The 25889-nt window shown below is 50.2% G+C and carries 27 protein-coding genes; 10 read left to right on the forward strand and 17 right to left on the reverse strand.

Features of this window, described 5'->3' with window-relative positions; all coding sequences use genetic code 11:
* Positions 1-72: 72 nt before the first annotated feature.
* From A8707_RS03830 to fabI, 7 genes are all read right to left on the reverse strand, one after another.
* The gene (locus tag A8707_RS03830) at positions 73-1710 is read right to left on the reverse strand and encodes an AMIN domain-containing protein (RefSeq protein WP_068815283.1); all 1638 of its coding nucleotides are present in this window, start codon (positions 1708-1710) and stop codon (positions 73-75) included.
* A gap of 30 nt (positions 1711-1740) precedes the next feature.
* The gene (locus A8707_RS03835) at positions 1741-2322 is read right to left on the reverse strand and encodes a DUF1802 family protein (protein WP_068815284.1); all 582 of its coding nucleotides are present in this window, start codon (positions 2320-2322) and stop codon (positions 1741-1743) included.
* Between the two features lie 12 nt (positions 2323-2334).
* On the reverse strand, positions 2335-2685 hold the full coding sequence (locus tag A8707_RS03840) for a hypothetical protein (protein WP_068815286.1): 351 nt from the start codon (positions 2683-2685) through the stop codon (positions 2335-2337).
* A 332-nt stretch (positions 2686-3017) separates the two neighbouring features.
* Positions 3018-3950 (reverse strand): isopenicillin N synthase family dioxygenase, encoded by a 933-nt coding sequence (locus tag A8707_RS03845; protein WP_068815288.1) that lies wholly within the window; start codon positions 3948-3950, stop codon positions 3018-3020.
* 2 nt (positions 3951-3952) lie between these two features.
* The gene (locus tag A8707_RS03850) at positions 3953-5155 is read right to left on the reverse strand and encodes an aspartate aminotransferase (protein ID WP_068815290.1); all 1203 of its coding nucleotides are present in this window, start codon (positions 5153-5155) and stop codon (positions 3953-3955) included.
* Positions 5156-5184: 29 nt separating this feature from the next.
* On the reverse strand, positions 5185-6354 hold the full coding sequence (locus tag A8707_RS03855) for an iron-containing alcohol dehydrogenase family protein (RefSeq protein ID WP_068815291.1): 1170 nt from the start codon (positions 6352-6354) through the stop codon (positions 5185-5187).
* Positions 6355-6526: 172 nt separating this feature from the next.
* The gene (fabI, locus tag A8707_RS03860) at positions 6527-7327 is read right to left on the reverse strand and encodes an enoyl-ACP reductase FabI (RefSeq protein WP_068815292.1); all 801 of its coding nucleotides are present in this window, start codon (positions 7325-7327) and stop codon (positions 6527-6529) included.
* A gap of 304 nt (positions 7328-7631) precedes the next feature.
* On the opposite strand from fabI, the gene ntcA reads away from it, so the two are divergent.
* The gene (gene ntcA / locus A8707_RS03865) at positions 7632-8303 is read left to right on the forward strand and encodes a global nitrogen regulator NtcA (RefSeq protein WP_068815293.1); all 672 of its coding nucleotides are present in this window, start codon (positions 7632-7634) and stop codon (positions 8301-8303) included.
* A 91-nt stretch (positions 8304-8394) separates the two neighbouring features.
* The gene (locus A8707_RS03870; protein WP_068815294.1) at positions 8395-8802 is read left to right on the forward strand and encodes a hypothetical protein; all 408 of its coding nucleotides are present in this window, start codon (positions 8395-8397) and stop codon (positions 8800-8802) included.
* A gap of 34 nt (positions 8803-8836) precedes the next feature.
* Here A8707_RS03870 and pgeF read toward each other — a convergent pair whose 3' ends face one another.
* Positions 8837-9613 (reverse strand): peptidoglycan editing factor PgeF, encoded by a 777-nt coding sequence (gene pgeF, locus A8707_RS03875; RefSeq protein ID WP_068815296.1) that lies wholly within the window; start codon positions 9611-9613, stop codon positions 8837-8839.
* 292 nt (positions 9614-9905) lie between these two features.
* Between pgeF and A8707_RS27430 the strand changes: the two genes are divergently transcribed.
* On the forward strand, positions 9906-11033 hold the full coding sequence (locus A8707_RS27430) for a M23 family metallopeptidase (RefSeq protein ID WP_082906210.1): 1128 nt from the start codon (positions 9906-9908) through the stop codon (positions 11031-11033).
* A gap of 10 nt (positions 11034-11043) precedes the next feature.
* On the opposite strand, the gene ribE is transcribed toward A8707_RS27430, so the two are convergent.
* Positions 11044-11733 (reverse strand): riboflavin synthase, encoded by a 690-nt coding sequence (gene ribE / locus A8707_RS03885; RefSeq protein WP_068815302.1) that lies wholly within the window; start codon positions 11731-11733, stop codon positions 11044-11046.
* A gap of 284 nt (positions 11734-12017) precedes the next feature.
* On the opposite strand from ribE, the gene A8707_RS03890 reads away from it, so the two are divergent.
* Positions 12018-12524: a bifunctional nuclease family protein gene (locus A8707_RS03890; RefSeq protein WP_068815303.1), complete on the forward strand. Its 507-nt coding sequence runs from the start codon at positions 12018-12020 to the stop codon at positions 12522-12524.
* The gene (locus A8707_RS03895) at positions 12508-13647 is read left to right on the forward strand and encodes an aldo/keto reductase (protein ID WP_331711671.1); all 1140 of its coding nucleotides are present in this window, start codon (positions 12508-12510) and stop codon (positions 13645-13647) included. The genes A8707_RS03890 and A8707_RS03895 overlap by 17 nt, the downstream gene beginning before the upstream one ends.
* 215 nt (positions 13648-13862) lie before the next feature.
* On the opposite strand, the gene A8707_RS03900 is transcribed toward A8707_RS03895, so the two are convergent.
* Positions 13863-14279 (reverse strand): peptide chain release factor 1, encoded by a 417-nt coding sequence (locus tag A8707_RS03900; protein WP_068815305.1) that lies wholly within the window; start codon positions 14277-14279, stop codon positions 13863-13865.
* Positions 14280-14475: 196 nt separating this feature from the next.
* On the opposite strand from A8707_RS03900, the gene A8707_RS03905 reads away from it, so the two are divergent.
* Entirely contained in the window at positions 14476-15189 is a 714-nt protein-coding gene (locus A8707_RS03905) for a hypothetical protein (protein WP_068815307.1), read from the forward strand.
* On the opposite strand, the gene A8707_RS03910 is transcribed toward A8707_RS03905, so the two are convergent.
* Together A8707_RS03910 and A8707_RS03915 are read right to left on the reverse strand one after the other, a co-directional pair.
* On the reverse strand, positions 15137-16321 hold the full coding sequence (locus tag A8707_RS03910) for a substrate-binding domain-containing protein (RefSeq protein ID WP_068815308.1): 1185 nt from the start codon (positions 16319-16321) through the stop codon (positions 15137-15139). The genes A8707_RS03905 and A8707_RS03910 overlap by 53 nt on opposite strands.
* Before the next feature lie 8 nt (positions 16322-16329).
* A complete protein-coding gene (locus A8707_RS03915; RefSeq protein WP_068815309.1) occupies positions 16330-16956 on the reverse strand; it encodes a phycobiliprotein lyase in 627 nt (208 codons plus the stop codon).
* Between the two features lie 467 nt (positions 16957-17423).
* On the opposite strand from A8707_RS03915, the gene A8707_RS03920 reads away from it, so the two are divergent.
* Positions 17424-17795: a hypothetical protein gene (locus A8707_RS03920; protein ID WP_068815310.1), complete on the forward strand. Its 372-nt coding sequence runs from the start codon at positions 17424-17426 to the stop codon at positions 17793-17795.
* A 22-nt stretch (positions 17796-17817) separates the two neighbouring features.
* Here A8707_RS03920 and cobT read toward each other — a convergent pair whose 3' ends face one another.
* The 5 genes from cobT to A8707_RS03945 all read right to left on the reverse strand — a co-directional run bounded on the left by cobT (position 17818) and on the right by A8707_RS03945 (position 22142).
* Positions 17818-18930, reverse strand: a complete 1113-nt coding sequence (gene cobT, locus A8707_RS03925; RefSeq protein WP_068815312.1) for a nicotinate mononucleotide-dependent phosphoribosyltransferase CobT — start codon at positions 18928-18930, stop codon at positions 17818-17820.
* Complete coding sequence (locus tag A8707_RS03930; RefSeq protein ID WP_068815314.1) at positions 18927-19694, reverse strand: DUF2232 domain-containing protein; 768 nt, start codon at positions 19692-19694, stop codon at positions 18927-18929. The genes cobT and A8707_RS03930 overlap by 4 nt, the downstream gene beginning before the upstream one ends.
* Positions 19687-20064 (reverse strand): hypothetical protein, encoded by a 378-nt coding sequence (locus tag A8707_RS03935; RefSeq protein ID WP_068815316.1) that lies wholly within the window; start codon positions 20062-20064, stop codon positions 19687-19689. The genes A8707_RS03930 and A8707_RS03935 overlap by 8 nt, the downstream gene beginning before the upstream one ends.
* A gap of 167 nt (positions 20065-20231) precedes the next feature.
* On the reverse strand, positions 20232-21392 hold the full coding sequence (locus A8707_RS03940) for an IscS subfamily cysteine desulfurase (protein WP_331711672.1): 1161 nt from the start codon (positions 21390-21392) through the stop codon (positions 20232-20234).
* Positions 21393-21578: 186 nt separating this feature from the next.
* Positions 21579-22142, reverse strand: a complete 564-nt coding sequence (locus A8707_RS03945) for a Uma2 family endonuclease (protein ID WP_068815319.1) — start codon at positions 22140-22142, stop codon at positions 21579-21581.
* Between the two features lie 308 nt (positions 22143-22450).
* Between A8707_RS03945 and A8707_RS03950 the strand changes: the two genes are divergently transcribed.
* The 3 genes from A8707_RS03950 to sbcD all read left to right on the forward strand — a co-directional run bounded on the left by A8707_RS03950 (position 22451) and on the right by sbcD (position 25878).
* A complete protein-coding gene (locus A8707_RS03950) occupies positions 22451-23629 on the forward strand; it encodes a PIN domain-containing protein (RefSeq protein WP_068815321.1) in 1179 nt (392 codons plus the stop codon).
* Positions 23630-23749: 120 nt separating this feature from the next.
* Positions 23750-24565: an SDR family oxidoreductase gene (locus A8707_RS03955; protein ID WP_068815325.1), complete on the forward strand. Its 816-nt coding sequence runs from the start codon at positions 23750-23752 to the stop codon at positions 24563-24565.
* A gap of 11 nt (positions 24566-24576) precedes the next feature.
* The gene (gene sbcD, locus A8707_RS03960) at positions 24577-25878 is read left to right on the forward strand and encodes an exonuclease subunit SbcD (protein WP_068815327.1); all 1302 of its coding nucleotides are present in this window, start codon (positions 24577-24579) and stop codon (positions 25876-25878) included.
* Positions 25879-25889: the final 11 nt, after the last annotated feature.

A 25889-nucleotide genomic window follows, 5' to 3' on the forward strand; every position in this document is an offset into this window, starting at 1 on the left:
CGTTTAAGATCACTTGAATCCCTGGTTTCTCGCGAGAAACCAGGGATTTTTGATACGGCGATCAGCTCGGAACTACCTGAAATCTTCGGTCAGCCGCACATCTAAAATTTGTCCGGGTTGAATCGTCGCAGATTTAGGAGCCGTTGCATAGGTCACCGCCGCCCCTGCTGCCGCCCCTCCGATCACATTACCGCCTGCAAGTCCGCCTAAGACGGCACCTGCCAATGCCCCAATGCCAGAATTGCGAATGAGCCGATTGTTAGAAACTTTTCGGGCACCCCCTAAAATATCGGACTGCGCGGCGATCGTCACATTCTGCCCTCGCAGCAAAATTGCCTGAGCGATAAAGCGACTGCCGCCTCCACTCGTCTCAAATTTTCCTAAAACCTCGGTGCCTTCTGAGGCAATTAAACGACCGGATCGATCGCGCAAATCGCTCTGCAACAGCAAGACTTCTTGTCGAGGCTCAGCCGACAGTGGCAGTGCCTGAGTGCCGGGATATCGCAGACTCAACACCGTGCCAGCCGGGAGCAGCGCAGAATTGTAGCTGATCAATCCAGAAGACTGAGACCGCGATCGCTCCATCACAGGCAACGTTGGCAGCGGTTGACCAAACTCGATCGTGTTTGATTGGGATCTCACAGACTGACGTTCCGCTGTGATTGGGTTCGGTGCAGGGGGCTGTAACGGCGGCACCGACACGGCAGCAGTCGGATTGGCGACAGCGCTAGGAGGTAACTCAGGCGAGAAGTTTGGGGACACTCTGCTGCGATCCAAGGGTGGAACGCTGACAGTCGGGGCAGTCGGAACATCAGGAGCCGTGACCGGAGGCAGCGAATCTGGAATCGCTAAACTCGGATTGATATCGGGAAGTTGCAGACTAGACGTTGGCTTTTGAGCCATTCTAGAAGCGGGTTCGATCGCGGGAACTTGAGCAGGCGGCGCACTCGAAATCGATGAAGTCGGGTTCCTAATTGGCTGTTCGAGCGTCGGAGCGATCCCTGGCGGAAAGTTTTCGGGCGCTGGCGGAGTGGGAAGATCGGCGATTTTAGGGGCTGGTTCAGCAATCGCTAAAGGAACTGTGATCGGAGGCGGATTGGTTGAGATCGGAGCCATCGCCGCAGGAGGAGGCACTGCAATGTCAATCGGCTTGTCTGGAACTGGAGCGATCGAGCGATCAACCGGACGAGCACTCCCTCCCGTCTCACCAGGCGACATGCCCGGAGGATATTGAATTGCAGTGGGCAACAGACTGGGGAGCGCTGCGGGTGGGTTTGCCAACGCTTGGGCGATTAGAGGACGCAACACCCAGCGATCGCTAGACGGTTCTGCATCGCCCACTTGCTGAAGTTGGGCTTGCCCCCGCATCAGAGTCACGTCGGGTGAAAGCTCTAGCACAATGCGCGTTAGCCCCGGCTTCAACTGCGAGACGCGCACCTGCCGCACCGCTCCTTCATAGGTTTGCTGTCTTTGCACATTCCCCACTTCTGTGTCGGGCAAGTCTAAAACAATGCGGGCGGGTCGCGCCATCAAAAAATATCGAGGTTTGACCCCATTTTTAAGGGTGACCTCTAGCTGGTTTGCGGCTGGATCATATTGCCATGCCTTGAGAGGGGCTGCCCAAACAGGAGCCGAAGTGCTTAGACAAAAGGCAAGGGGAACTAGATAAAAGACATGGTTGCCCAACCCGTTGTGCGCTTTTTTCTTCATGGTGACGTGACAGCCTTCAACAAACCTGGTTCATAGGATAATGCCAAGTGTTGAGTTTGAAACAATTTTCTGAATTTTCTCAACCTGATCGGAGTAAGCTTCATCCCCTAGAACGGGAGTCGCGTTGTCTAGATCGATCGCGACTTCTAAATCAATCCACGATCGACACCCGCCATAGTCACTCTGGTAAGTAATACTTTGCGGCGACAACTTAGACACCCGCAACAGCAAGACATAAAGCGGCAATTTTGGCTTCCACTGAAAGCGCTCTGCGACAAACTGCGAACTCCAGATGTGAAATGGCAAGAGAGCGTCTAAAACCGCTGCCTCGCTGACTTGGAAAATGTGGGTAATGTCTGCTACTGAACCAATTTGCACCTGGTCGGGGTGCCATCCAGAAGAGACGGGCTGCACCTGAGATTGGTAGTCATCTTTTAATAAATGCGGCTGCTGATGCTCATAGGTGGGATAGAGCAACACCTGATGTTGGACGATCGTGAAGCGTCCCTGTTCTCGAATGCCGCCTTTTCTGAGCAGCACGATCGTGCGTCCTTTTTCTAGCGCATCCACCGCGATCGCCCATTCTTTGAGCGCATGGCTCAGATTTGCCATCTGGTTTTAATCCTAAAGCTTGATGTTTGAGAAAAACTCTGAACACACCATAAAAAAGGGAAATAAGATGCCCACTAGCCCAATCCAGCCGCCAAACTGCCCCAAGATGATGAAAAGCATCTTATTGGTTCCGGCGGCTCGATCGTGGGACATCGCCAAAAATCGAGAACTGGCGCTAATCAACAGTGCTCCGCCTAACCCTAACGGAAGGCTAATCAAAAACCACGTTTTTAGTCTATCGCCCGGATTAATCAATGCTACGGCAGGAAAAAAGACGAAACTGACCAGCTCCACTGTCACCCATAGCCCTAGCGCAATGAATAGGTCTTTTCGCTGCAACTCGTCAAAAGAGAAGTGATTCATGGTGAGATGCTGACTCTGGTAAACAGTTTTGGGCAATGATAATAAAATAGGAGCGAGTCTTGATCAATCTGACGATCGCTGAATCTTTAGGTTTTCTCAACCCCAAGCAAAGAAGAACACCATGCTAATTTAATTAGCATAATAGAGAGTATTGATGGGCTGTTTTGCACAGCAGTCAAATTTAGCCTTTGCCGATCGCACCTTTTAAGGAGACGACTGTTATGACGACCCACGATTTATTGACGCTGGCTTTAATGCTGTCTCCCGGTCTTTTACTATCGGTGCTGATCATGGCAACCTTTGCTGCCGGGGGATGAAGGCGAGATGAACGTTCATCCTTTTCCTTTGAGTCCGATTTCTTGAAGTCTCTGTTGGAGATAAGCGCCTGCTGTGATCGGGGGAAAGGTTGCCTGACCTCCGGTTTGGGTGACGCAGTTGAGTAAAGGCGTTAAATCGGCTTCGGGTCTAGGATGCACAAAATAGGGCATTGAAAAGCGACGAGTGCGATCGCTATCAGGATTGGTCACTCGATGCGTTGTGCTTTTGAGTAAGCCATTTGTGAGTTGCTGCAACATATCGCCGCTATCGACAATGATCTGCCCTTCAACGGCGTGAATGGGTCGCCAAGTGCCGTCTCGTTGCAGAAGCTCTAACCCTTCTGCGGTAGCTTCACACAAGAGCGTAATCAGATTGATGTCTTCGTGGGGAGCCGATCGTAAACTGGCAGGGTGTGCCTCGATCGAGACGGGCGGATAGTGAATGACTCGCAAAATGGTGTCGCCGTTGATCGTCAGGTCGCGCAACAGCGTTCTAGATTCGCCTAAATACAGCGCACAGGCTTCTAATAAACTGGCAGCACAGGTTTCGAGTTGGGCATACAGTTCGCTCATTACAAGCTGAAATTCAGCGACTTCTGCGGGACTTAAATTCGGCAAATGGGATTCTCTGCCGACATGCCAAAATTCTTTGAGATCCGGGACAGGATGATCTTTGGCATGTTCTCGACCAAAGCTTGTAAAGCCTCTCTGCCCGTTGAGTTGAGGATCTTCGTACTGTCGTTTCACCGCTTCGGGTAACTCAAAAAATGTTTGAGCGACGTGATAGGCAGATTGAATCAGAGCCGAGTCAACGCCATGATTGACCACCGCAAAGAATCCGATGTCTTCTAGGGCGGCTCCGATCGCCAACACAAAATCCTGCTGTCGCTGCGGTGAATCAGAGCGAAAATCTTGTAAATCGACGACGGGAATCGTTTGTAGCATCATTCCTAAAGCGCTAATGCTGGAGCATCATAGCGAATATTAGCTTGCTTCATGCGCTCTAACGCTTCACCCAAGCGATCGCACTCCGCGATCAAGCTGATTCGCACATAGCCTTCGCCACCTGCCCCAAACGCATTGCCCGGAGTCAAAACTATCCCTGTTTTTTGCAACACCGATAGCGCAAAATCGGTTGAGCCAATTCCGGGTGGGCAAGGAATCCACAAATACATCGTCGCCTGGGTTTTAGGAATCGACCAGCCGAGTTTCCCCAGTCCTTCGATCAAATAATCGCGGCGAGTGCGATAGCGATCTTGCACTTCGACTAAATATTTGTCGGGTAATTGCAGCGCTGTTTCGGCTGCCGTTTGCAGTGCCGCAAAAATCCCATAATCTAAGTTTGTTTTTAGCGTTCTCAACCCTTGAATAATATGACGATTTCCCACCACAAATCCAACTCGCCAACCTGCCATATTGTAGGTTTTAGACAGCGTGTGAAACTCCACGCCAATGTCTCTCGCTCCCGGAATTTCGAGCAAACTAGTGGGCTGATAGCCGTCAAACGCTAATTCTGCATACGCCTGATCGTGCACCAGCATGATTTGATAACGACGGGCAAACGCGACGATTTCCTCAAAAAACTCACGGGGAGCCGTAGCAGTCGTCGGGTTGCTCGGATAGTTGAAATAGAGGATTTTGGCGCGCTCGGCAATCCGATCGGGAATTGCCGCTAGATCAATCAGCCAATCTTGCTCGGCTTTGAGAATCAGCGGATATAGCTCGGCTCCCGCAATCAACGGACCCCGAAAATGCGGCGGATAGGAAGGACTTGGCACCAGCACCAAATCACCCGGATTGATGTAAGCCAGTGCCAGATGCGTCAACCCTTCTTTTGAGCCAAGCAGAGGCAGGGCTTCACTGTCGGGGTCAAGTGTCACGCCATAGCGACGGTGATACCAATTGGTGATGGCGCGACGAAAGCTGGCGGTTCCTTCAAAAGGGGGATAGCCGTGATTTTTGGGGTCTTTGAGCGCTTCAATGGCGGCTTCGACGATCGGCAGGGGAGTCGCCCCATCGGGATTTCCCATTCCTAAATCAATTAAATCAACGCCCTGCGCTCGTGCATTGGCTTTTAGCTCGTCTAGCCGCGCAAACACATAGGGGGGCAACGTTCGCAGACGATCGGCGGGGGTAATCCAGCTTAGGCTCATGGCGCAATTTCTCTGGCAAGGGGAAGAGTTTAAGGGTTGAGATTTAGGGTTTGAGTTGGGTATTCTACCTCAAAACTCTCCTCATTCCTCAGATTGTGACAAGGTGCCATAGTAGACACCATCGCCGCCATCAGTTGAGTCGGAGCTACCTTAAACGGCAATCGGTGAATATCAGATGAGTCAGCGCACGCGATTTCGGCGGCGTGCTGGAGGTTGGCGATCGAGACTTCTGCCAAGCCCAAATCCGTCAACGTCTGCGGCAACCCGATCTCACCATAAAACTTTAAAAGCTGCTGTCGCGAAGTCGTTGCCAACCGATTTCCTTGAATCATTTCTTCTAACCGAAGCTGCACCAAAATGCCAAAGGCAACTTTCTCACCGTGCAGCGTGCCATGACTTTCGAGCAAGTGAGTCAACCCGTTATGGACTGCATGAGCCGCAACCGTTCGGCACTGTGCGCCGCCAATGCCGCCAATCACACCCGCCATCAAAACGGTGGCATCGACGACTTCTCGCCACGCGTCGCCTCCGGGTTCTTGCAGCGCGATCGCCGACTTTTGAAACAAAATATCGCGCAACACTCGCGCTTGCTGAACCGCTGCAATCAAAAAAGTCTTGTCTGACTGACCGCTACTGACGGAAGCTTCATACCACTTGGCGATCGCGTCTCCGATTCCTGCCACTAACGTCCGCTGAGGTGCGGTGGCAACCAAATCGTAGTCCAACACCAATAAGTCAGGACATCGCGCCAAGCTGACATCGTAGAGAAACGCGCCTGCGTCTGAGTAGATATTAGAGAGGGCTGTCCAAGCCGCACAGGTCGCCCCCGATGTGGGAATGGTGACGATCGCAAGCCTGCACTGATCAGCCAGCAGCTTTGCTGCATCCAACGCTTTGCCGCCGCCGATCCCAATAATCAAATCGGCTTGATGCGCGGCAACGGCTTGTTTGAGAGACACTAACGCTGACTCGCTGCAATCTGCCCCATAGGATGCCTGAGCGATCGTGCAGTTTTGTGCCGCCAACACAGGCTCAAGACGAGGCTGAATCACTTTTAGCGTGTGATTTCCGCCTACCAACAGCGGACGAGAACCCAATCGAGCGATCGCATCACCGACCTGTTCTAGTGCGCCTGTGCCTCGAATCACTTGAGCGGGGGCGATCGACAAAGAAATTAAAGAATCAGTTTGAGTAACCATTTCAGCCAATCAATCAAAACCTGAGTGAGAGTTTAAGAGCCTTTTAGCTCGTTTACTCAGCTTAACGTTAGAAACGGTTCCTCGGCTTGGACGCGATCGCAGCCATTAAAAAATCCGGCAGCATTTCAATTTGTCAAACCCTACCGGATTGATTGCAATGGAAGTCAAACCGTTACTCTGCGATTGGCTTTGTCCCAGTCATGCCCATGATTTCATAGCCCGCATCGACATAAATCACTTGCCCTGTGATGCCGCTCGACAAGTCGCTACACAAAAACGCCGCCGTATTGCCGACCTCGATTTGAGTCACCGTCCGTTTGAGGGGAGCCACCGCCTCAACGTGATGGATCATATCCAGGATGCCGCCCACCGCCGACGAAGCCAATGTCCGAATCGGACCTGCTGAAATCGCATTCACACGAATATTTTGTGCCCCCATCTCAGACGCGAGATATCGCACATTCATCTCCAACGCTGCTTTGGCAATGCCCATCACGTTGTAGTTAGGAATCACCTTCACGCCGCCTAGATAGGTCAGCGTCACAATGCTGCCGCCGTCGGTCATCAAAGGCTTTGCGGCTCCAGCCAGCTTGATCAGCGAATAGGCACTGATGTCTAGAGCGGTATTAAACCCCGATCGACTCGTTTTGCTAAAGTCGCCCGACAGATCATCTTTACTCGCAAACGCCAAACAGTGAATGAGAATGTCTAACCGCTCCCACTTATCGCGCACGGTGTTAAAGGTAGACTGAACCTGGTCGTCGTCTTGAACATTCAATGGCAAAAAGAGGCTCGGCTGCAACGGCTCTACCAACTCTGCAACCTTTTTCTCCATTTTTCCCCGTTCATCGGGCAAATAGGTAATGCCGAGATTTGCTCCCGCTTTGTGCAACTGTTGAGCAATGCCCCACGCGATCGATTTATTATTTGCGATCCCAGTCACTAGGGCGTTTTTTCCAGTCAGATTCAACATAGACGTTCATTTCAATATCATTTATAAGACTACCGTGCGAAGGTGGACGGGTGACGAGCAAATAGCGCTGAGAGGTGAGCAAAATCTCGCTTGAATCGTTAAAAAACTTAACATAAAGAAGGGTTCCACCCAGTTTTCTGAAAAATTCGAGACGCTAAGAGAAATAAGGTAGTATTAAGCACAAAAACTACTTCGAGAGTGAGTTTAAGTGTTCTAAAGTCATCAATCTCTCACAGAGACGTTTCACATGAGTCGCGCCCTTGATGACGTGGAGAGATCCAGAGTAGGAGTTACGACAAAGGACATGGTAGTGACCAAAGAGCGACCCCTAGCAACAATGTTTCGTCAACTTGGCGGAGGAGCCTTTCCACCAGTCGTAGAGATATTTGAGCGCGGCAAGACGATTTTTTTTCCAGGCGATCCGGCAGAGCGGGTTTACTTCTTGTTAAAAGGGGCAGTCAAGCTCTCTAGAGTTTACGAGGCGGGTGAAGAGATTACGGTCGCCTTGCTGCGCGAAAACAGCGTATTTGGAGTGTTGTCTCTGATCACAGGGCAACGCGCCGATCGCTTCTATCACGCTGTTGCATTTACCCCGGCTGAGTTGCTCTCGGTGCCGATCGAGCAAGTCGAGAAAGCCCTTAAAGACGACCCTGAGCTATCGATGCTGATGCTGCGAGGCTTGTCATCTCGGATTTTGCAAACCGAAATGATGATCGAAACTTTGGCGCATCGAGATATGGGGTCGCGGCTGGTGAGTTTCTTGCTGATTCTCTGCCGCGATTTTGGAGTGCCCAGTCAAGACGGAATCACGATCGACCTCAAGTTATCGCATCAGGCGATTGCCGAAGCGATCGGGTCAACTCGCGTCACGGTGACTCGGCTGCTGGGCGATTTACGTCAAGACGAAATGATCTCAATTCACAAGAAAAAGATCACCGTTCATAACCCGGTAACGTTGAGTCAGCAGTTTACTTAGACTGAGTGACCAGACGATTCTCGTCAATAAACCGATCCTTTCTTCTGTAAATACGATATTCTGTAAGACCACTAAATCGTATTCACAGAACATGGTTAGAAAAAAAGCCAAAGCCAACGCCACGCCCGATCAACTGTCCGCCCCTACCCACAGCAGGGTCGAAAAAAGTCCTGCTCCTGAAGCGTCAGTGCCTGCTGCAAGCCCCGTTGCCATCGCAGAACCCATTGCCGAGAAATTGACTCGTGCGTCTAAAAAGGCAGCGAAAACAAACGTCGTAGAGTCAGTTAAAGAAGCCGAACCTGTGGAAAAAGAAGCCGAACCTGTTTCTAAAAAGACCGCTAAAGAGCAGACTTCTGAGAAATCTGTGAAGATGAAACGGCTGACGTTAGACATTGCTAAACCGTTGCACAAAGCCATCAAAGCCAAAGCCGTCGAAGAAGGAATTCCGATGGTCGATATGCTGCGATCGCTGCTGGAAAAATATTACGGCAACCGCTAATCGAAGGATTCAAACCGTCTGAATCTCGCTTTCTCTAACCGCTCACAATGCCCGACCACTGGGCTTTCTTCAACTTCTCCCGTCGATAAGAGAAGAAATTAACAGAGTCTTGATAGGTACAGTGAGGCGCGATCGCGACCTGTTCTTCACTAATCCCCAACTGCTCTAGCTGTAGCGCATTTACTCGCCGCACATCTAGCCGCACTCGCCCCGGTGTCGAGTCAGACAGCACTGGAGAATGGGATAACTCTAATAATCGTTTTACATTTGCGTCTAAAGAACTCTCCGAATCGATGTCTATCACTGTGGCTCCGACCTCAACCGCAACGCGAGTAGACACCTGGTAGACTTCTCCTGCGATCGCCGGACCCATCGCAACTCGCAGATCTTGAAGTTGGCTTCCTTGACTGCACAGACGAGCGATCGCGCGAGGCACAATTTTCTGAGCCGTCCCTCGCCACCCCGCATGGACGGCAGACACCTGACCTGTTTTGGCATCTGCAATCAGCACAGGCGTGCAGTCAGCAGAACAAACCCACACCGCTTGATGGGCTTGCTCTGAGATCAGCCCATCGGCATCCAGTAAGTTCTCGTCACTCAAGGGATAGGGCATTTCTGACGGTGCCAGCACGAGATTGCCGTGAACCTGTTTTGCCCGATATGCCTGAGCCAATGGATACAGCGCCTCTGTGATCTGGAAGGGCGATCGGGGCGCAAACTGCTGGGTAAAAAACCCGTGCTTCCAAGGCTCTAGCAGGCTGCACGTCAGGTAGGGTAAGTCATTCCAGGTTTGCCAGTGCCAGATGTGCATTCTTAAGTAGAGACTGCGGGTGGTTCATGTTAACTTTAGCAACCGATCGCGATTCTTAAGTGTCGCGGTAAAAACTCCTGCTGCCTTGCGAGAAAGTCCGGCAGGCTCAGAGAAGCTGTGAAGACTGTCTCTGAGTAGACTTGCTCATCAAGCTGCAATAAACGGGAGTAGTTGAAATACTATTGTCTAGGCGAACAATTTTTGATCACCCGCTAAACTGGAACTCAGCAATAGGCATTCTCGACAAGTGTCACATCTAACAGTGCAGCAATCAGTACATGAGGAGATTTAAATGACTCAGCAACCCAACGCTATCCGCACACAAAATCTTTGGGGGCAGCGTTCTTTGCTAAGACGGTTGGGTTATCTGGGAGGAATCGGCGTTTTGAGCAGCGGGGCAGCGATGGCTCAAGCTTCGTCTAGTGCTCCTCTAGTGATCATCTCGACTCCGGCAACCGCCCAATCAGCCTCCCTTGGGGTATCTGTTGGGCAGCGTATCCCGGTGAGTTCTAGCGCTGCATTATTGATGCCACCCCAGTCAGTCCCTGAGTTGTCTGCCTCTAATCGAGACCAAGTTGACGGGCAATCTACTGAGAATGCTGCGATCGCGCCTTCAGATTCTTATGAGGCACCCAGCACGATCGTGATTACAAATCGATCGTCGGGCTGTGAGATCACCCTCAACCAAGGACAAGCGATCGCAGGAGGAGCGTGTGGCACTCAGGTGCCGACAAGCGCACCGACTGCGCAATCTGGGGGGACAGGCGGACGGTATCAGGCTGTGCAAGTGAGCGCGGCACCTGTTACCGAACGGTCTTCTAGCCGATCGGAGGCAAGTGGGTCAAGTGCAGCGATCGCCGCTCCTGCCTACGGCTTTGTCAAGGACTATTACAATCGCACCGTTCGCCCTTTGAGTCGTTTGGGGAATGGAAATCTGCGGCTGATGTTTCCGATCTCGATTCCAGCCGCGATCACATCGGTCTTCGGCTGGCGCATTCATCCCATTACCGGAGATGCCCGCTTTCACTCTGGGACAGATTTAGGCGCACCGATGGGAACTCCAGTTTTGGCAGCGCTAGCAGGTCGAGTCGTCTTTGCAGACTTTTTTGGCGGATATGGCTTAGCGATCGCCCTCGAACACGACAACGGCAAACAGCAGACACTCTACGGGCACTTGTCGGAGATCTTCGTCAAACCGGGAGAAATTGTCAAACAGGGTGCTGCGATCGGGCGAGTTGGCAGCACAGGCAACTCTACGGGACCTCACCTGCACTTTGAGTTTCGTCAACTGACCACTGAAGGCTGGGTTGCTCAAGATCCAGGCGTGCAGTTAGAAGATGCGTTGGCGCAGTTGGTCAAGTCTTTGCAGACGGCACAAAAGCCCCCAGTTCAACCAGGGGCAGTCAACGCTAAATCTTAAGGAAAATCGCTTATGAATAGCCGTGTTCTGCGAGAAACGAGGGGTTAATACTGTCGGGGGAAAGGGTCACTTCTAGTCCGTTAACTGTGGGAGGTGATCCCGATCGTAGAAATTTCTCAACATATTTGCCCAGAATGTCGCCCTCTAGATTCACCCAGTTTCCGGGTTTAAGGTGACAGAGGTTTGTCTCTGCATAGGTGTGAGGAATCACCGCCACCATAAACCAAGAGCCAGCAGGGTCACAGTCGGCGACGGTGAGGCTGATGCCGTTGACCGCCACACTTCCCTTGGGCAGAATGTATCGGGCGACTCGATCGCTCGTAGTCGCAAAGGTCATCTCCCACGAGCTTGCGGTTTGCACTGCCGATTTGAGCGTTCCGGTGCCGTCGATGTGCCCCGTGACAAAGTGACCGCCTAGCTTACTGCCGACCCGCAGAGAGGTTTCTAAGTTGACCTGTTTGATGCCACCCGTCGTCTGTGAGAGGGTCGTGCGCTCTGTCGTTTCGGGAGAGACAACCGCGATAAACCCCGATATCATCATCTCGGTCACGGTAAGACAAACTCCATCGATGGCAACACTATCGCCGATCGCTAAGTCTTTTAAAATCAGGTCGGCTGCCGAGTCTGAGCAAGTAATCTGTAGGTGTTCAGATCCCAGAGCTTGAAGGGTGCCAACGGTTTGAATCAGTCCTGTAAACACAAGTCTTAAGGGGGTGTGAAGGATAGGGTTTCTAGCAGGGGTCTATCTTCTAAAGTCGCTCAAATCTAATCTTTTTTATGAAGATTTGATAGACGCGAGAAGTCTTCTTTATTTTGTCAAATTTATAGGCGGATCATTTAGGATCAGGGCAGAGATCAGGGCATACTTAGTATTGCATCCCTGTTTGAGCATCCCCAAAATGGGTGTGCTAAATAGTTGACTGACTCTGTACGATTCACACATCCGACGTTTCTCCTGCTTCAAGTGTTCTAGAGGCTATACCGATGATTGAAATGAAGGTCGCTGGAATTGCATTAGACGCGGCAACCCGTAGCCCGATCGTGCTCCTCAAAGATGGCACTGACCGTCGAGCATTGCCTATTTATATCGGGCAAGATCAGGCGAAAGCGATCATCAGCGTTCTTGAAAATCAAGTGCCACCCCGTCCTTTGACTCATGATCTGTTTGTCAATCTGATGGAGTCGTGGGATATGGCACTCGATCGAGTGGTTATTCACTCTCTACAAGATAATACGTTTTATGCGGTGCTGATTGTCAATCAGGGTGAGGCAAAGCGTGAAATTGATGCCCGTCCTAGCGACGCGATCGCCATTGCTCTCCGCACCAATAGCCCGATTTGGGTAATGGAAGAAGTTCTTGCTGATGCCTCAATTCCGGTCGATCGTGACGCTGACGAAGCCGAACGCAAAGCTTTCCGTGAGTTTCTAGACCAACTCAGCCCCGAAGACTTTAGCCAACGTGGGCGATTTAGCAGTGAAGAAGCCCAATAGTGTGAACGATCGTCGCTTTGGTCAAACCGATCTTTCGCTCTCGGTTTTCTCGTTAGGGCTGATGCGCTGTCTAGCCTCTCAAGACGTGGCAGAACAGACGGTCAGACGAGCGATCGAGCTAGGCATCAATCACTTAGAAACTGCTAGAGGCTATGGCAAAAGCGAGGAGTTTCTGGGGGCGGCACTGCGAAATGGATTAAATCGCTCTGAACTCTACATCACGACCAAGATTTCTCCGACTCCCGATGCGGCAACGATGGAGCGGGAGATCGAAGAGTCGTTGCAGCGATTAAACGTCGATTATTTAGATATGCTCGCCATTCACGGCTTAAACACTTGGGAGCATTTAGCTTGGGTAGAGGCTGAAAACGGCTGTATGCAGGCAGTGCGGCAAGCGGTATCAGATCGACGAGTGCGCCATGTAGGGTTTTCGACCCACGGATTTTTAGAGGTGATTTTGGCAGCGATCGCCACGAATCTCTTTGAGTTTGTCAATTTACATTACTCGCTGTTCTTCCAGCGCAATGCAGCCGCGATCGAGCTTGCCCAACAGAACGACATGGGCGTGTTTATCATTTCTCCCGCAGATAAAGCGGGGTTGCTCCACACCCCTCCGCAAACTCTGATTGACCTCTGCGCGCCTTTTTCGCCGTTGGAGTTGAACTATCGATTTCTCCTCAACAATCCGGCTGTCACAACGCTCAGCGTCGGTGCAGCGAACCCGACAGAGCTTGATCTACCGTTGATGACTCAAGAGAATTTTCTCACGGCTGAAGTGGCAATCGTCCTAGATCGTCTACACACTCACCAAACCCAAACCCTCAAAACTGATTTGTGCAGTCAGTGTTACGCGTGTCTGCCTTGCCCAGAAGGAATTCACATTCCAGAAGTTTTGCGACTGCGAAATTTGGCGATCGCTTACGACATGACCCAGTTTGGTGAATATCGCTATCGGATGTTTGAGAATGCAGGACACTGGTTTCCAGGCAACAAAGCCGATCGGTGTAATGATTGTGGCGACTGTCTGCCGCGCTGCCCGGAAAATCTTGATATTCCGACCCTGTTGAGAGACACTCATCAACGATTGAATGGCAAACCAGGACGGCGTTTGTGGCAAGACTAGCTCAGCTCGGATCTTGCACCAGTCTATTCGCTGCGGTTCTGTCCCGCCCGTGAATGGAATTCCGGGCTAGCCTTGGGAAGTCCGTTGAAACGGACTAAACCTCAAACCCTCTCTCAGTCCCTTTAGTGGACTTCGCACCGTTAGACCGTGATTTTCAATCACGGGCGGGTGAATGCTAGAAACGAGAGAGTTTTAGTTCAAGTGCAAAATCTCAGTCAGCGCCAATAGGGTCGCCCTTTCCAGAAGACACCGAGCACGACTCCAACTAACGAGACAATGCTGATATCAGGAACTAGCGCTGTGGGAATCGGCACCAATGATTTGAGAAAAAGCCAGAGCGCCACACAGGGAACGAGCGCCCACAACGTTGCATTCGTGATCATCACCTGCTGAAACCAGCGCTCTAAAATTGCCACCGCAAGGGCACCAATCCCAACCGGAACGGCGAGTCCGATTAAAACTCCGATCGGGGACGACAGCAGTTTACTCAATAGATTTAAGATTACAGGCACCGCAACCGCCGTTCGAGTCAGCAACACATCAAGCGCGATCGCGATCAAAACGGTGATCAACGAGATCTGAAGTAAAGGAATCCAGGGAAGAAACTTTAACCGACGTAAAGGGTCATTCATAGGAATTATTAAGAGGATTCATCATCATTTGATACATTTTCTATACCGACAAGCAGAAATATTTTTTGTAAAATACAGAGACGAAGGGCGGAGACGAGTTTGAAACCAGCCTTAACCATCCGACTAGGAACGAGCGATACATCCTCATACGTTATAGTTCTACACGAGTTTCGAGCGCATGAATCAAGGCAGGACAATGGAACAATTGTGGCAAACAGCGGTGATCGGGTCACAAGCGTTAATGGCGAGTTTGCTTTGGATGGCGATTGGGGCAAGCCAGCCAGCATTTTCTGCAAACATTCCGCCCGTCACCGCGCATTTATCTGCCCAATCTGAGCTACAGCCCTCTTTAGAGCCTCTCGATTTAACTCAATGCAGCCCGTCTACTTCGGGCATTACAGATAGCTCGATCTCCCAAGCGCATCTCACCGTTCCTAGCTTTTGGTGGACGCGAGACCAAATCTCGGCTGAACCTCAGTTTGGCAGCAAGTTGTTCGACACCTGGCTCGCTTGCCCCCATCAAAAAAGCAGCGTTAGCCGAGTTGATTTTGTCGTCAATCAGCAAGCTTGGAGTCTATTAGATTATTTGGAGCGCTATGACTTTGTGCAGCAGATCGGCACCGTTGCCAGTGGTTATAGCTACGATATGCGCGTCTTCAATCGCCAGGGAGGGCTATTAGCTGCTTACACCTGTGATTTTGAAGGAAATATTGTTGGAACAAGGGAACTCAACGATCGACATGGTGTGAAAGTGGCTTCAGCAGACCTGTCCCAAACTTCACCTTCCCCGACTCCTTCTGCACTGATCTGCAATCTTTCCCTCGATTCGTCTGGCAAGGCAGGATTTCGAGGTCGTTCTAACTCACTCGACGGAACCGTTCCCAAAGGGAACGGTACGATTCAACCGTAGCGGTGGGCAAAGGCTCTAGAAACTCGCTGCGATCGAGCAATTGTTCAGCGTTGGGCACGAGTAAGGGATTTTTTTGTAACTCTTTGGGAAATGTCGCTGCATCCAGCGCGGTGAGAATAGGGGAAGCGGCATCACTCAACAAAGAAAGCTGAGGCGCGATTTCAGGAGTCCAGCAGAAGTTAATCCACTTTGAAAGCAGCGCTTGGGTCTCTTGCACTGGCTGACTCGTAGCGGGATGCACCCACAGATCTGCCCACACTGCCGTCCCCGATTTGGGAAAGACTGCCTCGATCGGCTGACTTCGCTGAATCAACGGCAGCGCATCAGTAGACCACCCCACGGCTACCCAGGTGTCGCCCAGTATTAAAGGTTGCAGATAATTATCAGAGCTATAGAACTTGACCTGCTGATGCAGCGATCGCAGGTCGGCTTCTAGCTGAGGAACGGACTGCAAATCGATCGTATTGTAAGATTTGCCCGATCGCTTCAGCGTCAAGCCAATCACTTCTCGCGGCTGATCGAGCAGAGAAATGTGTCCTCGCAGATCGTCTCGCCACAAATCACCCCAATCAGTCGGGGGCTGAAGATTTTTGTCGCGAAAAATATCTTTACGATAGAGAATAACGGTGCTGCCCCAGCGGTAGGGAGCCGCCCAAACTTTGCCCTTGGGATTAGGCAAACCCTGGTCACTGCGAGTCACGATCGCGCGCCACTTTTCAGGCAATTTTTGCCACTGCTGCCACGAGGATGAGTCAAGGGGCTGAATTAGTTTTTGTTGAATCGCAGTGGCTAACCAATAGTCGCCCAAAGTCACGAGGTCGGCAGGCGTTGCGGTAGAGGCTGGGCTGAGAAACGGAATCTCGATCGGAAATCGCTGAGGGACTGGCTGACCGCCGAGTTGCTTCCAGGTTTGCAAAAGCGTAAACAGCGCCTGCAATTGGGTTTCTGGCTTGAAATCAAGGTTGACTGACTGACCCTGCAAGCTCTTCCGAAAAGCACCTAATAGCTGCGCCGGAACCGAGTTTTTTAACAGCTGAATCCTTAAAGCTGCTTGATTTTGGCTATTGCATCCTGCTAAAAGCGTTGCCAGGGTCAGCGCCCCTGCCCCCGTTAAAAACGATCGTCGCTCCATCTGTCCCCCTACTTCTTCTGCTCGACTCCAAACCCAATCAACGTTATCACCGAAGGAATGCTCCCTTCATCGGGACGCTGATAAGTCACGATCGTTCGCAGCCGCAGATTTGGCGAGAGCAACCGCATCTGATCGACCGCGACCGATCGCGTGTAGTGAGTCGTCATTTCTAACGTTTGGCGAGTCGGTTGATAAGTAAAACGACCTGCGATCGAACCCGATTCTGAATAGCCTTCATCTCGCATGTAGAAGCCTCGAATCACCTCGCCATCAGGCACCTCAGCCGCAGGCGGAATTGGCAGTGAGGGGGCATCGGCAGCAACACAACGATCGGGAATAAACAAAGCGTTTAAACTCATGGCAACCCGTTCACCTTTGTCAGAGATGGTGTCGAAGGCGATCGCGAATCCGGGACACAGCTTCTCTTCGTCTGCCAGCTTAGAAAAATTGACCTGCAACGCCTCTGAAGACTGACCCGCAGGAGTCAAAATCCGCTGCTTTTCTGCTTCAGTTAGCGCGTCTACTTGAAACTCAGTATAAGACCGCTCAATCTCTCCAGTTTGAACAAAATGATAGGTTCTTTCCGTCGTCCAAAACCCAGCACAAGCCGCAAAAAACTCTTGAAAGGTCAGCATTTGCTCTAATTCAAATTTGTCGATCGGATGCTTTCAAAATCTAGCAAAAATACTCGCTTTAGAGGGCATTTCGATGCGATCGCTTCTAAAGCATAGCATCTGACCAAAAAATTAGACTTTGAAAAAAGCAATAGGCTACCTCTTGACGCTGATGAAAACGTTTAAGTTCATACTCAAAGCTACTAAGTTCTTATTTCTTAATCTTTGAATAAAGCGAGAGCTTAACGTTGGTTGATTGCAAAAACATCTCCCGTAAAACCAAAGTAGAATTTAGTCTAAAGTTCGGTTCTCTAGTTTAGTTCGCAGCTACTCTCTTGAAACAACGGTTTAATTGTTTCTTTTGCCACACTTTGGCTCACAATCAAACGTTAAATGATTCAGCACTATCTACCCCTCATGAGTTTGACCCTAGTAAGATAATCAGTGATAAAAGAAAGGGTAAAAAGAAAGGGTAAGTAGGTCACGAAATGGACACACTACAGAAGCAAATTAACACGATGAATGGCAAGATTGACAGGCTGCATCAATTGATTGAACAGCTAACGGGTAGCCTCTCCCAAGTCGTCACTGAAGTAAAGTCATCTTCTGGCAATGGCAGCAGCCTTTCCTCGTTTGGGGGCAGTTCTGGACGTTATCATCAAAGCACTCGCAGTGTTGACTCATTAATGGAACATAAAGACGTTTTAGTCGATAATCACTCGTCTGAAGCTTCGATGCACAGTGGTGAAAAAGCGCTTTCTTCAGAAATTCAGATTCAGCGACTGACCGCACAATTAACGACGGCTTATAATCGAATTGCTGCACTAGAAGAACAGCTTTTGGCACAGAGAGTTCATTGAGAAAGGATGAAGGGACTGTCTCCTATTTTCCTCTTTTCAGTTGGTCATTTGTGATTTGATAGCGATCGGCTAATGCTTCGATCTCTGCCAACAGTTCCATCTGCCCCCAGTGTTTGAAGAGGTGAGCCGCGATCGCGCACCCTCCTGCACCCACGCCCTCTTTAACATATCCCTGCTCATAAGCCTGAAGCTGCGGATGACGAGAGGTGGCAAAACTGAGCTGAGTGGCGATTAAAGGCACTGAGCCAAGGTCATGCGCCAAGCCAACGGTGTCTCCTGTCGGGTCTTCTGCAACCCAGCGAGTTGTGCCTATAATAATTTGCTCTAGATCCAAAGGCAATGCATGAGTTTGAGCGATTGCCCGTGCCAGCGCATAGACGGCTAACATCTGCGTTCCGCCTGCTAACAGCACGCCACAGGTGCGACTCGCCGCGATCGCCATTCCAGCCACCACGATCTGCATAGGGTCGCCAACTGCGGCAACGATCGTGAGGGGATCGCTAGAAGGGTGAAGGGCACTGAGTCCTTGTTGAACGAGATTCCACTTTTGGGCGTGATTGCAGATTGGGTGACTGCTGTTGACTTTGCCACAGGCTTTGATCCCCAAGGCGATGAGAACCGCTAAGGCAGTGGTGGTGCCCCCTACAACACATTCACCCAAAACTAAATAGCTGTCTGAGACTTGAGCCGCTAATTTATTTCCCCAGAGCAATCCTTGCTTAAATAGATGTTCGACGATCGCCCGATCCATCGCTTGCCCCGTACTCAAACACCGAGCGGGATGTCCTTTTACGTCGATCGCTGCCACTGCTGGAGCTTGAGGCAACCCTGCGTTGATGAGCTGAACGGGGATCGCTTGTGCCTCAACTACCGCGCGAGAAATCAAGACAGGAGACGCACCCACATGCAGCGGTGGCAACGGGTAACGAGGATTGGCTTGCACGCCATTGATCAAAAACTCAGCATCTGCGATCGCTGTATATTGACGATCTCTAGGCATCGCCCCAGCCGCAGAGATGCCAGGAATCAGACCTGTTTCGGTGAACCCTAACACACAGGCAAAAAGCGGCGATCGTCCCTGATAGCGCTGAAGCCATTGTTCGGCTTGTTGATGCTGCGTGTAAATAGAAATCATTCAGAGTCTAGTAGCACCTGCACCCAATGGGGCGGACGCGGGATTGGCGTGTTGAGGCGATCGCACAAAAACCACGATACGAGATGCACTGCAAATAAGTACACCATGTTTTGCACAAAAATCATTCCCACAACGACTGCCTGCACTAGAGGTAAAGACGGCTGCATCAACAGTCCGAGTTTGACAAACAGCCACTCTAGCAGGTTGGTGATTTGATTCGTGCCATAGAGCCAGAGATCGTCGCCCGACAAGACAGACAGTAGCCCAATGCGAAAGAAAGCGCCAAAGACTCCTAACAGAGTAGCGATCGCGATCGAGGTTGCCCAATTTGCGCGGCGATACCACAGCGTTCCTAGCAAAACGCCCATTACCCCAAAGGGCATCACATATTGAATGCTGCGAGCCGGTCCGATCAGCACTGACAGCAGCAGCCCCGACACCAAAGCCCCCATCCAAGCTGCCCGATTTCCCCAGCGCAGATAGATCAGCGCGATCGGCACCGGAAAGAACACCTGCAAAATCGGTCCCATCGGAAAATAGGAGTTGACGAGCCAGAGCAAACTTGCAGCGCTGGCAAGAAATGCCGTTTCGACGAGCACGATCGGACTCGCTGGGTCAACCTTTCTAACATAGGGACTTCGCGCCTCAGAGCCTTGACTATCGGGCACGATGTCTTCGATCCAGTTGTCATCCGTCTCGGAGGGTTCTGCGTCAGGTTTGGGTGTCGGGTGAGATCGAGGGGCTTCGTCGTGAGGGTCACTCATGCAAATTGAGAAAGGCGGGCAAATCTACTCTAGTACAAAACTTATAAACTGCGACGAGGAGCCGCGCCAAGCTTCCACGCCCAAAAATTGCCCAGAGATTGACGAATAAGCAAACACTGCCCAACCCCAGCAAAATAAATGTCGGAGCCATGACCACGCCAACCATGAACCAGGTCATGACGTGCAGCACCATGAATCCTGCAAAGAAGGTCGCGATCGTCGTAGCAACCCAAATCTGAGCAGAGGGACGACGCAATCCCGTCAAAATCACTGTTCGCAGCGTTGCTAAAAGATTTGCAGGCACCAAAAAAGCACAAATCTCGACGCAGTGGCTCCGAGAAAACTCAAACAGAGGTGTGAAATCAAACATACCAATATCTAGCGGGACCGTTAAGCTAGGTTACGCCAAACTGAGCGGGTTCTTCCTGAATTACAACAAAGCATTACAGTCCTGCTGTAAAAATTCTTAACTAACCTCTGGGGTTTGTCATCCGTTGGTGTAATTAAGAACGATCTGGACCCTTTGAATCGGATGAATCAATTCTTCAAATCAAGCGATCGTACCGTTTCAATCACAACGTCTGCCGCTCGATCGACCTCTTCAACCGTGTTAAATCGCCCAATTCCAAACCGCATCGACGCATAGGCTAACTCGTCGGGCAGCCCCAACGCTCGGAGGACGTGAGACGGCTCGATTTTGGCAGATGTGCAGGCAGAACCCGAAGAAACGGCGATCATGGGCTGCACTCCCAATAAAAGTGCCTGTCCGTCTATGCCTTTTATACTGATGTTGAGATTTCCGGGTAGACGCTGGGTAGCGTGTCCGTTGAGCTGAATGCCGTCTAGTTGAGACACTCGCTGCCACAGACGATCGCGCAATTCCGTCAAGCGCTGAGATTCTGACGACATTTCTGCAATCGCCAGTTCAACCGCTTTGGCAAACCCGACGATTTGGGGTGGATAGAGCGTGCCCGATCGCAGCCCTCGCTCGTGTCCGCCTCCGTGAATCTGGGGCGCAATCTGCACTCTAGGATTTCGTCGCCGCACATATAATGCGCCGATGCCTTTGGGTGCGTAGACTTTGTGAGCCGTCAACGACATTAAATCGATGTGCATTGCCTCTACGTCAAGCGGAATTTTTCCGATCGCTTGTGCGGCATCGGTGTGAAATAAAACCTGATGAGCGTGACAGAGATCTCCGATCGCTTCTAACGGCTGCAACACGCCAATCTCATTATTTGCTGCCATCACAGACACTAGAATCGTGTCCGATCGCAGCGTTTTTTCTAACAAGTTCAGATCGATTAAACCATCTGATTCCACGGGCAAAAACGTCACGTCAAACCCTAACGATCGCAGATAGTGACACGGATCAAGAACAGCATTATGCTCAGTTTGAAGCGTAATAATGTGCCGTCCCCGATCGAAATACGATTCTGCAACTCCTTTGATGGCTAGATTGTTTGCCTCGGTTGCTCCACTCGTAAAGATAATTTCTTCAGGACTTGCATGAATGGCACTGGCTAAAATTTCTCGCGCTTGTTTAATCGCGGCTTCGGCTTCCCATCCGTAAATATGACCGACGCTCGACGGGTTGCCAAACCGCTCGGTGAAGTAGGGCAACATTGCGGCTAACACCCGATCGTCTACCGGGGTTGTCGCTTGATTATCAAGATAAATCGGACGTTGAACCATCATTCGCTCATTCTAAGGATCGTGGATTAAATAAGAGCCGGATTTGCTCTCACCCCAACCCTCTCCCCAAGGAGAGGGAGCAAACGTCTAGTTCCCTTTCTCCCTGGGGAGAAGAGGGGAGGGCTTGCCCCACTTCGTGAGGAGGGTAATCCTAGACATTCCACAATTTGTCTCTTTAAGCTGTAACGTCTACATAAAAATTTGAGCGATCGAGGCGCTAAATTCTGGCAGGAGGGGTGAGGTGAGGCTGTCTCCGTCGAGCAGAGTCGCAGCCAGTTGAAGTTGAGCGTCGGTACGGCGATAAATCTCCAGAGTTTTCAGTTGCCAATTGACGATCCAATATTCCTGGACACCGTGCAGGGAGTAGAGCTTGAGTTTAACTTCCTTATCTCGCTGTTCGTTGAGGTCGCCAGGGGAAAGCACTTCGACCATTAGCTCAGGCGCGACGGTGAGATGCCCTGCTTGATCAATGCCACTGGCAAGGCTTTCTCGGCTAATCCAAACGACATCGGGAATGACTGCATCCGTTGGAGTGAAGATAACGCCTGGTGTCTGGAAGGCACTCCCCATCCCAGTCGTTTCTGACCAAGTTTCCAAGCGAACGTGCAGTTTGCCTGCTGCGCCTTGATGTCGAATGTGAGGAGCGCGGGTCACAAGCAGTTCCCCATCAATAATTTCATAGCGTTTCCAACCGCCATCGTCGGGCATGGCATCCAGATCGCGGGTTGTCCAGCGCAGAGAGTTGGCGACCATAGAAGTGACCGTTGAACTTGTTTTTAGTGTAGTCGATCGCAGGAAGGGATGCTGCTTGTCCATCGTCACTTGAGAGCCTCCCTTGTCAATCGAGACTACCTAACCAATCTGTTCAAAAGAATCACTAACTCAGATTTTGTCCGATTGATTTTCATTGATTAACCAACATTTACAATCAGAGCGACATAACAGCAAAACGTAGCAGAGGCAAATAATCTTTGCAACCCTACCAGCGGCTCTTTTTCATTCACTTCTGTGAAGTGTTAAACTGCTTGGCAAAACCGATCCCCTAATCTGAGTTTACACTCATGCTTCATCTTGTACTTGATACAACTGCTTTAAGAAGTGATCCAGCTCGTAAGAAGGCAGCTTTCCAGTCGCTTACGCGGTTGTCGCAAGCCATGGAGGTTCAAATTTACATTCCCTACATTGTTCAGCAAGAGTTTCTCTCGCAGGAGGAGGATCAATACCGAACGCATCTTCAAAAAGTAATCTCTAGTATCCAATCTTTACAGAAAAGACTGCTTCCTGAAGAGACAGTAAATTTTTTAAAGAACAGTATTGAAAGCTTCAAGAATACTCAATCTAAATTAGATAATTTTTCTTGTCAAATATTTAAAGTGTGGTGCAATGAAACTCGGACAAAAATTTTACCTATAGATGTTTCGCACGGTCAGAAGGTTTTTGATTCATATTTTCAGGGTATCTCACCATTTAAGAAAAAGAAAAACCGCGAAGATTTTCCAGATGCTTTTATATGGCAAGCGATCTGCGATCTATCTGAGAATTTAGAAGAGCTTTATGTAGTAACTAATGACAGTGTAGTCAATGCAGCATTACAGAATCAAGAGAAAATTATTTCAGTTGAAACTTTAGATAACTTCATTAGGTTGGACATCTGCCAAAAGATTATTAAAGAATTAGAACTTGAGGAAAGTAGAGAATCTAATAGGTCGGCTAACTTTCAAAGAATAATAAGTTTATTGACATCCAATAAATCGGCTAAATCGGCTGTCGTAATCTCGATGGAGGCTGAGTTGCTTGGGGAGTTTCAAGGTAAATCCATTAAATCTTTTGATATTCCAGATGACAACCATGAAGCGACTGTTGATCGTGTAGGAAATATTGAAAGCTTAGACTTATATATAGAAAATATAAGTTATTATGGTTCGAGTACTTATGTGATTCCATTTAGCATAAAAATAGAAGCTCAGTTATCTTATTTTATATACAAAGCAGATTACTGGGCACTAGATGATGAAAAAGCATATCGAATGTCTATCGATGATTGGAATGACTACACTTATTCAGTTGATGAAGAATACTCTCTTGCAGTGGAAGGTCGTATGTCATTTATGGTAGATTCAGATATTCCTGAGCAGTCAAATTTATCGGATGAAGATCTTATAGAAGTGATAGAGAACGCAGAGATTACTATAAGTATTATTGATAAGGTTTCTGTAATTCTCTATTCATCTCCCGATTAGCTTTCTTTTCAATTAGGTCTGTAGTGGCGACAGATTTTCTTGAATTACTGCCTCAACGTTAGAAAATGCAGTTTTTTAAGGATAAAGTTTGAGAATCTTCTACCTTTCTTTTGGCAACCAATGGCGAAAACTGTTCTCATTACTGGTGCTTCGACAGGAATCGGGCTTGCAACGGCAAAGCTATTTCAGCAGCAAGGCTGGAACGTGGTTGCGACCATGCGATCGCCCCAAAAAACCTCTGACCTAACAACACTCGATCATACGCTCTCCCTACAATTAGATGTCACCGACCCAGACTCGATCGCTCAAGCCGTCACCGCAGCGCTAGAGAAATTCTCGACGATCGATGTGCTGGTCAACAACGCAGGTTATGGCTTGATTGGCGCGTTTGAAGCCTGCACCCCTGAGCAGATTGAGCGACAGTTCGCCACAAACGTGTTTGGACTGATGGCAGTCACCAGAGCCGTGTTGCCTCACTTTCGAGAACGGCGATCGGGCACCATTATTAACATCGCCTCGATCGGCGGCAAAATGGCGTTTCCTTTATATAGTCTCTATCACTCGACTAAATGGGCAGTTGAGGGCTTTTCAGAGTCGCTGCAATATGAGTTAGAGCCGTTTAATATTCGTGTCAAAGTAATTGAGCCAGGTCCCATTAAGACCGATTTTTATGGACGATCGGCTGACCCTGCGACCCGTCTTGGATTGACGGCATACGATGAATTTGCCGCAAAAGTGACCGCTAAACTCAAGCAAGCTGGAAACAATGGATCACCGCCAGAGGTGACAGCTCAGGTTATTTATCAAGCCGCAATCGACCCATCTCAGCGGCTCCGCTATCCGGCGGGGGGAAATGCTGGGCTGCTATTGCTGTTGAGAAAACTATTGCCCGATCGGATGTTTAGTACAATAGTTCGGAGCAGCACGATTCGCTAGTCGCGGTCTTTATGATTAAAATCCTCCATCTCTCCGACATTCACTTGGGTAGCGGATTCTCGCATGGGCGCATCAATCCCGAAACTGGACTCAACACGCGGCTGGAGGATTTTGTCGCGACGCTAGGACGCTGTATCGATCGCGCCCTCTCTGAACCCGTCGATCTCGTCCTATTTGGGGGCGATGCCTTTCCAGACGCAACGCCGCCCCCTTATATCCAGCAGGCGTTTGCGCGGCAGTTTCATCGCTTAGTTGAGGCAGGCGTTCCCACTGTGCTGCTCGTCGGAAATCACGATCAGCATTCTCAAGGCGCTGGCGGTGCAAGTCTGTGCATCTATCGCACTCTCGGCGTACCGAATGTGATTGTCGGCGATCGTCTCGATTCTCACACCATCCAAACTCGCAATGGGGCTGTTCAAGTCATTACTCTGCCGTGGCTGACACGATCGACGCTGCTGACTCGTCCCGAAACCGAAGGACTCTCAATGTCAGAAGTGGGGCATTTATTGCTCGATCGGCTCCGTGTTGCCCTCGAAGGCGAAATTCGTAAACTCGATCCCTCGATTCCCACCGTTTTGCTGGCTCACTTGATGGCAGATGCTGCCACCTATGGCGCAGAACGATTTTTAGCCGTGGGCAAAGGCTTCACGATTCCGCTCTCTCTAATCACTCGCGATTGTTTTGATTACGTGGCGCTGGGTCATGTCCATCGCTATCAGATTCTCTGTCAACAGCCGCTAGTCGTCTATCCCGGCAGCATTGAGCGCGTCGATTTTAGTGAAGAGAAAGAAGAAAAAGGATTCGTGCTAGTCGAATTAGAGCAAGGCAAGGTACAGATGGAATTCTGTCCGCTTCCGGTGCGATCGTTCCGCACGATAGAACTCGATTTGTCTGAAGAAGACGAACCACAAACTGCTTTGCTAGAGGCGATCGCATCAGAACTTGTCGAAGATGCCGTCGTGCGATTGATCTATCAACTCCGCCCCGAACAGATTGATCTCCTCGACGATTCCCTAATCCGCGAGGCGCTTAGCAGTGCCCATAATTACACCATTCATCCTGAGCTAATCAGTCAACTCTCTCGTCCACGTCTGCCAGAATTGGGAATCGGCACCACGATCGAGCCTCTGCAAGCACTCCAAGCCTATCTCCAAAACCGCGAAGACTTGCGCGATTTGCAAGAACCCATTCTCGAAGCCGCTCAACGATTGCTGACCGACGAGATGGCTTGGTCTGGGTCGATCGGGTTGACGATCGATTTAGACGATGCTCCATTAGTTGAGCCAGCAGAAACGCAACTACGATTGCTGTAGCACGATCGGCG

Source organism: Phormidesmis priestleyi BC1401, assembly GCF_001650195.1.
GTDB classification, from domain to species: Bacteria; Cyanobacteriota; Cyanobacteriia; order Leptolyngbyales; family Leptolyngbyaceae; genus Phormidesmis_A; species Phormidesmis_A priestleyi_B.

What these genes read in the sequence shown, in the direction of transcription:
- A8707_RS03905 (WP_068815307.1), top strand. Translation starts at nt 14,476, where the DNA reads ATGGAACAATTGTGGCAAACAGCGGTGATCGGGTCACAAGCGTTAATG.
- cobT (WP_068815312.1), bottom strand. Translation starts at nt 18,930, where the DNA reads ATGATTTCTATTTACACGCAGCATCAACAAGCCGAACAATGGCTTCAG.
- A8707_RS27430 (WP_082906210.1), top strand. Translation starts at nt 9,906, where the DNA reads ATGACTCAGCAACCCAACGCTATCCGCACACAAAATCTTTGGGGGCAG.
- A8707_RS03830 (WP_068815283.1), bottom strand. Translation starts at nt 1,710, where the DNA reads ATGAAGAAAAAAGCGCACAACGGGTTGGGCAACCATGTCTTTTATCTA.
- A8707_RS03915 (WP_068815309.1), bottom strand. Translation starts at nt 16,956, where the DNA reads ATGCTGACCTTTCAAGAGTTTTTTGCGGCTTGTGCTGGGTTTTGGACG.
- A8707_RS03910 (WP_068815308.1), bottom strand. Translation starts at nt 16,321, where the DNA reads ATGGAGCGACGATCGTTTTTAACGGGGGCAGGGGCGCTGACCCTGGCA.
- fabI (WP_068815292.1), bottom strand. Translation starts at nt 7,327, where the DNA reads ATGTTGAATCTGACTGGAAAAAACGCCCTAGTGACTGGGATCGCAAAT.
- A8707_RS03855 (WP_068815291.1), bottom strand. Translation starts at nt 6,354, where the DNA reads ATGGTTACTCAAACTGATTCTTTAATTTCTTTGTCGATCGCCCCCGCT.
- A8707_RS03850 (WP_068815290.1), bottom strand. Translation starts at nt 5,155, where the DNA reads ATGAGCCTAAGCTGGATTACCCCCGCCGATCGTCTGCGAACGTTGCCC.
- A8707_RS03940 (WP_331711672.1), bottom strand. Translation starts at nt 21,392, where the DNA reads ATGATGGTTCAACGTCCGATTTATCTTGATAATCAAGCGACAACCCCG.
- A8707_RS03840 (WP_068815286.1), bottom strand. Translation starts at nt 2,685, where the DNA reads ATGAATCACTTCTCTTTTGACGAGTTGCAGCGAAAAGACCTATTCATT.
- A8707_RS03945 (WP_068815319.1), bottom strand. Translation starts at nt 22,142, where the DNA reads ATGGTCGCCAACTCTCTGCGCTGGACAACCCGCGATCTGGATGCCATG.
- A8707_RS03900 (WP_068815305.1), bottom strand. Translation starts at nt 14,279, where the DNA reads ATGAATGACCCTTTACGTCGGTTAAAGTTTCTTCCCTGGATTCCTTTA.
- sbcD (WP_068815327.1), top strand. Translation starts at nt 24,577, where the DNA reads ATGATTAAAATCCTCCATCTCTCCGACATTCACTTGGGTAGCGGATTC.
- pgeF (WP_068815296.1), bottom strand. Translation starts at nt 9,613, where the DNA reads ATGCACATCTGGCACTGGCAAACCTGGAATGACTTACCCTACCTGACG.
- ntcA (WP_068815293.1), top strand. Translation starts at nt 7,632, where the DNA reads ATGGTAGTGACCAAAGAGCGACCCCTAGCAACAATGTTTCGTCAACTT.
- A8707_RS03845 (WP_068815288.1), bottom strand. Translation starts at nt 3,950, where the DNA reads ATGATGCTACAAACGATTCCCGTCGTCGATTTACAAGATTTTCGCTCT.
- A8707_RS03890 (WP_068815303.1), top strand. Translation starts at nt 12,018, where the DNA reads ATGATTGAAATGAAGGTCGCTGGAATTGCATTAGACGCGGCAACCCGT.
- A8707_RS03935 (WP_068815316.1), bottom strand. Translation starts at nt 20,064, where the DNA reads ATGTTTGATTTCACACCTCTGTTTGAGTTTTCTCGGAGCCACTGCGTC.
- A8707_RS03955 (WP_068815325.1), top strand. Translation starts at nt 23,750, where the DNA reads ATGGCGAAAACTGTTCTCATTACTGGTGCTTCGACAGGAATCGGGCTT.
- A8707_RS03930 (WP_068815314.1), bottom strand. Translation starts at nt 19,694, where the DNA reads ATGAGTGACCCTCACGACGAAGCCCCTCGATCTCACCCGACACCCAAA.
- A8707_RS03920 (WP_068815310.1), top strand. Translation starts at nt 17,424, where the DNA reads ATGGACACACTACAGAAGCAAATTAACACGATGAATGGCAAGATTGAC.
- A8707_RS03835 (WP_068815284.1), bottom strand. Translation starts at nt 2,322, where the DNA reads ATGGCAAATCTGAGCCATGCGCTCAAAGAATGGGCGATCGCGGTGGAT.
- A8707_RS03870 (WP_068815294.1), top strand. Translation starts at nt 8,395, where the DNA reads ATGGTTAGAAAAAAAGCCAAAGCCAACGCCACGCCCGATCAACTGTCC.
- A8707_RS03950 (WP_068815321.1), top strand. Translation starts at nt 22,451, where the DNA reads ATGCTTCATCTTGTACTTGATACAACTGCTTTAAGAAGTGATCCAGCT.